Genomic DNA, 8,893 nt, shown 5'->3' on the forward strand with positions numbered 1-8,893 from the left:
CTCTGGAACAGGGGGGATAGCACGGTAATCCTACTCTCGTGGGAGAGTATCAGCCCGTGAAGTAAGAATCCTCGACTTCTCCAAAGTCGAGGTAGTTCAATGGATAAAAATTTTGGATTACTTTTTATTCCAAATTTTTTTTCATTACTTTTTCTATTTTTAAGTTTATAATTTATTTGAAAAATTTTTATTACTTTTCGTTTAAATTAGTATTACTAATACAAAAATTGTAGAAATCACCATTTCGAGACCACTTGATGTATATGTATTACTTCACTTACAACATTTCCCCTGAAACTCCCAAATTAGTCGAATTTTATATATAAAGAGAACGTATATTTTATGTAATAATATACAATAAAAAAGAAAAGATACGAAGTATTTATATACTCCCTAAATCAATAGTATAACAAGGGTTAGGTATTATAAATTTAGGGGGCAAAAAGCTTATGATCGAAGTTGATGAGCTAACAGACTACCTAGATGAATACTTAGAAGAAAAGCAAGAGGTAAAAAACTTAACAGAAGAAACCGTACAAAAACAAACATTTAATATATCCAAATTCATCGAATACCTCGAACAGGAGGGAATCGATGAGCTGAACAGCGGGAATGTTAAAAAGCAATTAAGACATTATCGTAGATATTGCTTAAAAAAACGTGGGAATAAAAGAACAACAGTTAAAACATATATGATGAATATCTTGGAATTCATCAACTCTGAAGATGTTCAGGAAGAAATCCAGCATGAAACAATTAAAATGAAGGATATCATTGAAGTTAAAGCTGAAGATCCTGAAACTGCTAAAAAAAGAATAGAAAAAATCAGTTTAACAAGACCGCAAAGTTCATTTTTCTTGGATACGATAGAACAGAGTGGAAATAAAAGGGATTATGCGATTTGCAGAACTTTCATCGATTCTGGGATGAGGTTGAAGGAACTGGTTCTGCTAAATAAAAGCGATATTCAGGTTCCGATTGATGATAATGGATTTTACATCCTGCCTGATGACACAAGCGAATTTATTGAAGTCTATTTACGTGCAGAAACAACAAAAGGTGAGTTGAAAGACCGTACAACATTTATCACATACGATACATTGGTCAGTATCAATGATATGATCTATGACCGCATCACAAAACTCAGAAAAAACACCAACGATGTATATCGACCAGTGATTCAGAGAAATAAGGCTGCTGAAGAAGTAAATCGTGAAGAATTATTCACCAACATTAAGGGCAATAGAATAGGAAAGCGTGGAGTTCAGGATATCGTAAAAAAATATGCACATTTGAGTGATGAGAGAATAGCTGATGAAAACATTGACTGTCCTGTAAATTATGGAAAAAATGTCAGTGTGCATATTCTCAGACACACCGCTTTAAGCCATTATGCGGAAGTATTGACTGTTGCTGAAGTTCAAACAATTGCAGGACATTCCAACAGCCAAACAACAGACAAATATATCCATGTTGACAGAGAGCAAATGAAATTGAAATTGAAGGCAAACAACAACAAATTTAATTTGTAAAAATTTAATTTCATTTCTCTTTTATTATTTTTTTCAATATTGACAAACTTTAAATACTATTTTTGTAAAATATATAAATTAATACGATTTTTTTAGATTTTTTCTAATTTTATTAAAATTTTAAGGGTTGATATGATTTCAAGAAGAGTAGTATGGATTTTCGGAATTACATTAATTTTAATTTCGATATTGGGGGTGTGTTCTGCTGGTAATCATCATAACAATTATGATATTCAGCAGGTTTTGGCTGAAACAAACGAATCTGACTTAACAGGCTGCTGTTCAGTTGCACTGCAGTTGGATGGAAACAACAGTATGTTTGCATTTAGAAGAGATGCTAATTTAACTGCTGACATATATATAGAAGAGATTGATTGGCATGGTATACCTGCAATAAAACAATATAAAACAACAGGAGACTATTTCTGTCAAGTTATTATCACTTCCAATGGCTGGACTATCGGTTATGGAGGAATAGATGACGGTCCGGACAATGAAAAGATTGAAGAAATTACTTCTCAAATGATTACAGATGACAACAGCATTTCTGATGAAAAATTAGCTCAAATTCAAAAAATCAAGGAACCTTACAAAATGGGACATCTCCTGATTAAGGCTCCTAATGGAAATTATGGTGTTGCCTTTGCAGATAATCATTTTAAAGGCAAATTAAATCCAGGACAGTATATTGTAATTCCAAATAGGCAAACTTACATGGATAACGGCACTATGCCTTTGAATACAACAGATAAGGTTGCTGCTATGAATAAATTAGCCACTTCTGACGTCTTCGGACTCACCAGAAGAGACATTACAACATATGACTTCCATAATTATCAAAATTCAACACATAATGTTAATGTAACTGACGCTTATCTTTCCAATGATGATGGATCAGCTCATGGAATGAATACCAAAGACCTTGTGGATAATGTATACTTTAATAAAACATTATTTAAAGCTGAAGAGATTCCTATTGCTCCAAATTATACATCTATGGGAAGCATGGTTCTCCATGATTATACAGGTCACGTATCTTATATAACACTTGGTGCAATACTTGTAATTGTTGTAATACTTGTTGCAATACTGTTCTATGTTGTTTATAGTGCGGTAAGATCTGTTAGAGGACGTCGTCGCAGACGCTAAAATTTATTAAATTTTATAAATTTTAATAAAAAATAGCTAAAATTGAAGAAAATACTCTATTTCACTAGCTTGATATATATGGAGCTAGTGATTTATAGCATTTTATTAATATTACTTGAGCATAAGTGGTAAAATAAGGAGTAATTATACATTCTGTAAATACAGAAGATATATAAAATACTACTTTCCATATTTACAGAAATATGGATAATACTACTTATACTATTAATCCATATTTTACCACTATAAGTAAATACCTATTATCACTATTAGTAGTAATAATACTATAATAACTATAATATCTATTTTTATATATTTCCATATAATACATATTTACTTATAATATACGGAAATACATTTCCGACTATTGTAATATTACACTAACAGAAAATTTAGTAAAAATAATGTATATATGGGCTTATTTTTAAATATGCATTAATATAAATAATTATTATCATTATTAAAGCATTTAACATTAAATTTAATATAAATTACTTGCATGCTTTAATATATAAGTTAAATAGGGACTTATGAAACGAAAAATTAATAAAATTTATTAAATTTTATAAAATTTAATGATTTTGATTTTTTCGCCAAAACATTAATGTCTGCATAAAACGTGCAAAACATCCTAATTTAGATTACGCCATATATATGTAATAGTATCAAAATGATATTTTTGCATCATAACTATCAAATTTAATAAAATTCCGGATAATTTTGAGGTGTAAAAAAGATCAATTGCAGAATTCATCATTAAAATTAAAAATTAAATTCACATTAACGCAGGAATTATGGCTAAAAATAAGAAAAAGTGTAGATGAAGTTCATCTACCAAATTACTTGTTGATTATGATTACTGTACTGTTCAAACCGAGTACTCTGGAATAATCAATCTTATCTGCAATTTTATTCAGAACACTAATGTTGTCAAATTCCAGATTTTCATTTTCAATGACCGGATTGAAGTCAATACCTGTATCCTTAATGGAAATCAATATATTGTCGCTGTTGTCCCTGACGATAACATCTATTGTATCATTATCATTCTTGTTGGTGTTTATGATATTTACAAGCATTTCTTCAATTGCAAGGCTTACGACAGTACCTGTTTTTGTGTCTTTTATATAATCCTGAACTTGACTGGACAATTTTACAGCTTCCTCGATGCTGCTGTTTATTGTATATTCAAATACTGTGTCGTCGTTGTGCTTGTTGATAAAGAATCCTGTATATTCTCCGTCTGTCTTTTTGTTGATGTATCTTGAATATGCATAAATAAATAGGATAGTACCTAATTCAGCCAAAGCAAATGAAATCCATATTCCATTTCCGCCTATTGCAAATGACAATATGAATGCAAGTCCAATCGGCAGTACAAATCCTTCAAGCAAGGATATGAGAGTTGACAATTTGTTTTTCTGTATTGCCTGAGAATAGAATGTATATAGGAATGTTATTGCGGTTCCGGCATAGCTTATGGCAAAAATCCTCAAAGCATTCAAAACAACAGGAACATGTTCAGGATTTTTAACGCTATATAACATTAACAGTGATTGTGGATAGACAATAAAGAGAACTGACAGGGCCAAACTGCTTGCCAAAACAATCTTGAGGGATTTTTTGATTATATAGTCGACTCCAGAGAAATCTTCCTCCTTAAAGTAAACGGACACGATTGGGGACATTGTCTGTGCTGTTCCAATCAGAAAGATATACAATATAAAGAGACTGTTATAGCAGATGCTGAATGCAACAAGTCCAGCTTGTCCAAGATAAACTCCAAGCAGAATATTTATTATGAATAGTTTCAGTGTCAGATAGAGCTGTGTTGATGAGGATGAAAATCCTGAAGCCACAATCCTTTTTAGAAAGCCGAAGAATTTTCCGGCTTTCAGTTTCATGAATTGCAATGTACGTTCCGGCTTGAAGAAGTAATATGAAATAAATACTGATCCCATGAAGTATCCTGTTGTTGTAGCCAATGCAGCACCGCCAATTCCTAAATTGAAAAACTTGATATATATGAAGTCAAAAAGGATATTGATGATATTGGCCAGCAATATTGCTCTGAAAGGCAGTGTGGGAATACCATCTGCTCTAATGAAATATGACAGACTCATCATATAGCATAAGAAAGGCATACCTATGATTACTGATACGAAAAACTGGGTAACATCCGGAATCAGGGCAGGCTGTGATGCACATAAAAACTCCGCAATGGGCTGTGAAAATATGCATCCGAAAACCGCAATCAGAATCCCTATTACTATAAGGGATATGATAGCCACGGAAAAGTAGCTATTACTTTTCTCCTCATCAAATTCCGCCTTTGCAACTGAACAAAGAACGCTTCCACCTAATCCAATCATCCAATATATCAGATTGACGAAAGTTATGACAGGAGCTACAAGCTGAATTGCCGAAAGGTTTCCTGCACCAAGCAGAAAACTGACTATGAGCCCATCGACAAAAAGACAGATGTTTCCCGCCATGGAAGTAAATAATGTCGGCAAGAAAAACTCGCTGAATTTACTTTTTAGGAGTTCATAATTACGTTCATACATATGTTGGCACCTCTATACACTAAAGAAATCCAGGTCGTTCAGGTACTTGATGAAGTAGTATACGTATTCCTTGGTAATGAAAGGCCATTTGATTCCAAGACGATACAATACCTGGACTGTGTATGTATTGTCAACCGGAAGCCAGATTTTCTTAACCTTTCCGGAACCGATTGAAGTGATAAGGCCTGATACGCCTTCCTGTTTTGTCTTATCTGCCAGAGCCTCATCCATGGCGTTTTGATAGTCTTCATCCTCTGAAGGTTCAATATCCAATCCCAAAGGTCTGACGATATCGATTATATCGCCGAAACTGATGTTGTGATAATCATATGGGTGGAATACAGTACATTCCTTAGGAGTCTTGGACAATCCGATAATTGCCTTTGCAGTAACGTCAATAGGTGAAAATTCAACCCGGTTCATCAACATTGAATAAGGCATTTTTCCGATTGTTACGAATGCCTTCAAACGGTTGATGAATCCGTTTGTGTTAAAGTTGATTTGGAATTCACTGTCTGCGCTTCTAGCCATAAGGTTACCTACACGCATAATCTTAACGTTCAAATCATCATTGACTGCAGCCTCCAGAACTGCACGTTCCGCAAGGAATTTACTGCTTAGATACTGGTTGTCGACAGCCTGACCTATGAATAGGTCCTGTTCTGTAAATTCAACGTCGACAGGAGGATAATTGTTGATGCTTTCACCGGCAATACTGTATGTTGATACCTGGACATATTTTGCATTCTTCATTTTTGCAAATTTAAGTCCGTTGACCACACCTCCAAGGTTAATGTCTTCAATATCAGTTCCTGATGAGAAGTGCTTTACGTTGGCGGCACAGTTTATTACTGTATCTATGTCTTCTGTGAGAAGCTTTTCAAAGTCCTCGAAATTGGTAATGTCTCCTTCAATGATGTGCAGTTTTTTGTCAAATGTTTCCTCATATTCATTGGAGAAGTAATAATAGAGGAGTGATTTCAATCTTTCAGCACCGCTTAACACCTTGTTTGCCCTTATGAAACAGTAAATGTCTCCGGTTTCATTTTCCAATAATTCGCGCAATACATGTATTCCTAAAAATCCGGTAGCACCAGTCAGGAGTACATTGCCCAGGCTTTCATCTATTTCGCCGTTTGAGAGTGACTCAAGGTTGTTTTTGGAAAGAAGCCTGTTGATTTCGGTGTAGTCATATGCCATTTCTGATTTTTTCTCGAAACTTTCATCTGACAATATGAATTCCGCCAATGCCCTAGGTGTAGGGTTGGCAAAGACATCCCCATAATTGATGTTGTAATTTTGATTCAGTGACTCCATTGTTATTTTGGTAACAAGAAGTGATGTTCCACCTATATCAAAGAAGCTGTCTGTCACGCTTACTTCATCAAGACCTAGAATGTCTGCAAAGAGATTGGTGAAGAATGCTTCAACCTCATTTTCCGGTGCCACATATTCAGTTACAAGAACAGGTTCAGGCAGGTTTCTCAGGTCTGTCTTGCCGTTTACTGTCTGAGGCATTTCATCAAGTTCCATATAGACGGTAGGAACCATATAGTATACCAATTTTTCGGCAAGGGAAGCTTTCAGCGCGTCAATGTCAATGGAATATCCGTTTTCCTCACGGTTTTCATCCTTGTATTCGTCTTCAACAGTGAAGTATGCGCAAAGGTGGTCATTACCCTTGATTTTTTTAACGACAACCGCAACGGACTTGATTCCTGGGAATTTTGAAAGTCCAACTTCGATTTCACCTATTTCAATTCTCAAACCTCTAAGCTTGATTTGGTTGTCCATCCTTCCCAATACATAATAGTTTCCTTCTTCTGTGACCTTAACAAAGTCTCCTGAATGATAGAACCTGATTCCATTAATAACTTCATAGCTTTTGGCATTGTTTTCAGGACGGTTGAGATATTCCCTTGAAACACCTCTTCCGGCAATGTAAAGTTCTCCGATAACATTCGCAGGCAATGGATTGGAATCGAAATCCATAACCCTTTCATGGACGTTGAACATTTCCTTACCTATATGGATGTCCGGGCTGTCAAGCAGGTGTCCGTTACAGTAAACTGTTGTTTCGGTTGGTCCATACATATTGAAGAATTTTCCTTTGGAATTTTTGCTGAGCAAATCATATAGTCTTGCAGAGAAAGGCTCTCCCGCATGGATATATACCTTGAATCCGTACATTGTTTCCTGCATCGCCTCGATTTCCAGATACTGGAGAAGACGTGAAGGTGTGGCAATGTATACATTGGCTCCTGTCATGTGGATAAGGTCCATCATTTCAACCGGATCCTTGTATTGAGTATCATTTGCAAATACCATAGGAACTCCATTCAATAGGGATCCCATAAGCTCTTGCTGGAATACGTCGAAAGCGACAGTTGTTGTGGACAATACCTTATAATCCTCTTTTTCAAGATTCTGCACCAGTTCATAGGTACATAGATTTCTAGGGTCGGGATATGCAAAGTTTGCAATGTTTCCATGCTCAAGTATTACACCTTTTGGAAGTCCTGTGGAACCTGAAGTGTAGATAAGATAAGCCATATTGTTTTCATGCACATCAGGGTCAGGATTGGATGTGTCTTCCTCTTCAAGCAGTTCGTTTACATCCAGCAGATTGTCGGCATAATCGGATAGGTCAATGCCGTTTTTATCGATTACGTCATCGACAATGATGAATTTTGATTCACTGTCGGTCAAAACATGCTCAACCCTTTCGGTCGGATATTCTGAGTCTACCGGAATGAATGCGGCACCTGATTTTAGGATACCGAATACTGATGCCATGACGTTACTGTTCCTGTTGAGTATGAACATTACCCTATCTTCAGGTCCGACACCCTTCTTGATAAGGCTGTGTGCAATTCTATTTGCCTTTTCATTCAGTTGGGCATATGTGAACTCTCCGTCATCTGCATATAATATTGTCCTGTCCGGATGCAGTTCAACCTGATTTTCAAATATCTTGTTGAGCCTTTTCTCTTCAATCTCTTCATATTCCAAATCATCAATGCCCCAATCATCATTTTCAATGATTGAAATGTCCTTCATGAGGGTATCTGCGCTGAATGTCTGGAACTTGTTGAGGACAATCCTTATGCTGTCAAGGAAAGTGTTTATTGTTTTTTCAGAGTATAGCTGGTCGTTGTATTCACAGAATATTCTGTATCTGTTGTCAACCTCTACGACATTGATGCTTATCTTGAATTTCAATCCTTCATAGTCAATTGACTCCCTTTCGACTTTCATTGCGCCAATCTCGATGTCTTCGATGATTTTTCCGTGGTATGCATACAATATCTCAGGGGTTATGTCGAATTCATTTGAAATTTCGGTTAAAGGATATGATGAATATGCCAATACGTTCAGCCATTCCGCATTGATGTATTGCATATACTCATCAAGTCTTGAGTCTGAATTCAATTTCAATGCAAGCGGCAGGGTCTTTACCATCATCGCCAAGGTATTTTGCTGATTAGGATTGAATCTTCCGTTGGTAATTGTTGCAATCAATGTGTTGCGGTTAAATACGAATTTGTTTATGACAAATGATGTTGCAGCCAAAAACAGATTATTCTGGCTGATGTTTGATTTCAAACAGAACTCGTCAACGCTTTCCTTGTCAATGAAGATATC

The 8,893-nt window shown here is 35.5% G+C and carries 4 protein-coding genes; 2 read left to right on the forward strand and 2 right to left on the reverse strand.

The window, feature by feature from the left end; translation table 11 throughout:
• Window positions 1-449: 449 nt before the first annotated feature.
• Window positions 450-1,532 (forward strand): site-specific integrase, encoded by a 1,083-nt coding sequence (locus UIB65_RS09265; RefSeq protein ID WP_330041116.1) that lies wholly within the window; start codon window positions 450-452, stop codon window positions 1,530-1,532.
• A 132-nt stretch (window positions 1,533-1,664) separates the two neighbouring features.
• Window positions 1,665-2,681, forward strand: coding sequence for a hypothetical protein (locus tag UIB65_RS09270; protein ID WP_330041118.1), 1,017 nt, complete (start codon window positions 1,665-1,667; stop codon window positions 2,679-2,681).
• An 839-nt stretch (window positions 2,682-3,520) separates the two neighbouring features.
• Here UIB65_RS09270 and UIB65_RS09275 read toward each other — a convergent pair.
• Together UIB65_RS09275 and UIB65_RS09280 are read right to left on the reverse strand one after the other, a co-directional pair.
• Window positions 3,521-5,248 carry an MATE family efflux transporter gene (locus UIB65_RS09275; protein ID WP_330041120.1) on the reverse strand — a complete coding sequence of 576 codons (1,728 nt, stop codon included), beginning with the start codon at window positions 5,246-5,248 and terminating at the stop codon, window positions 3,521-3,523.
• A 12-nt stretch (window positions 5,249-5,260) separates the two neighbouring features.
• Window positions 5,261-8,893, reverse strand: a 3,633-nt coding sequence (locus tag UIB65_RS09280) for an amino acid adenylation domain-containing protein (RefSeq protein WP_330041123.1), incomplete at its 5' end; no start/stop codon positions are given.

The sequence above is a fragment of the Methanobrevibacter sp. genome, assembly GCF_036307625.1.
GTDB lineage: Archaea > Methanobacteriota > Methanobacteria > Methanobacteriales > Methanobacteriaceae > Methanocatella.

Excerpts from the sequence above, each read along its gene's own strand:
- UIB65_RS09265 (WP_330041116.1), top strand. The coding sequence starts at position 450 with ATGATCGAAGTTGATGAGCTAACAGACTACCTAGATGAATACTTAGAA.
- UIB65_RS09270 (WP_330041118.1), top strand. The coding sequence starts at position 1,665 with ATGATTTCAAGAAGAGTAGTATGGATTTTCGGAATTACATTAATTTTA.
- UIB65_RS09275 (WP_330041120.1), bottom strand. The coding sequence starts at position 5,248 with ATGTATGAACGTAATTATGAACTCCTAAAAAGTAAATTCAGCGAGTTT.